The organism is Ensifer aridi (assembly GCF_002078505.1).
In the GTDB taxonomy this organism is placed as follows: Bacteria; Pseudomonadota; Alphaproteobacteria; order Rhizobiales; family Rhizobiaceae; genus Sinorhizobium; species Sinorhizobium aridi.
The window spans coordinates 1-432 of record NZ_LUAV01000053.1 but is presented as its reverse complement, the minus strand read 5'-3'; the positions used below and the strand labels follow the sequence as shown (position 1 = coordinate 432).

Genomic DNA, 432 nt, shown 5'->3' with positions numbered 1-432 from the left:
GGCTCCGGCAAACGACTGCTGCGCCGGCCGCGGCCGGTCGGTCGGCAGCGCCAGACGGGCCGGGGCACCAGACAGGCTGTCGCGCCAATACTGCGCCTGGGCCTGCAGCCGTTCCCCCGACAGCCATTGCCGTTGCCAGGCGGCATAATCCGGATACTGGATCGCCAGCGGCGGCAAAGGATCGTCGCGCCCGGCCGCAAACGCCCGGTAAAGCTGACTGAGTTCGCGCATCAGCACGCCCATCGACCAGCCATCCGAGACGATATGGTGTTGCGTCAGCAGGAAGACGTGGTCGTCATCGGCCAGCCGGATCAGACGTCCGCGGATCAGCGGCCCGCGCGCCAGATCGAACGGCGTGCGCGCCTCATCATGGTAGAGATCCGCAAGCACCGCATCCGCATCCGGCAGCTCTTGCAGATCGTGCTCTGTCAC

The 432-nt window shown here is 67.4% G+C and carries 1 protein-coding gene; it reads right to left on the bottom strand.

Annotation, left to right across the window (positions count from 1 at the left end):
* On the bottom strand, window positions 1–432 hold a 432-nt coding region (locus AYK65_RS33415), incomplete at both ends, for a condensation domain-containing protein (RefSeq protein ID WP_244560166.1).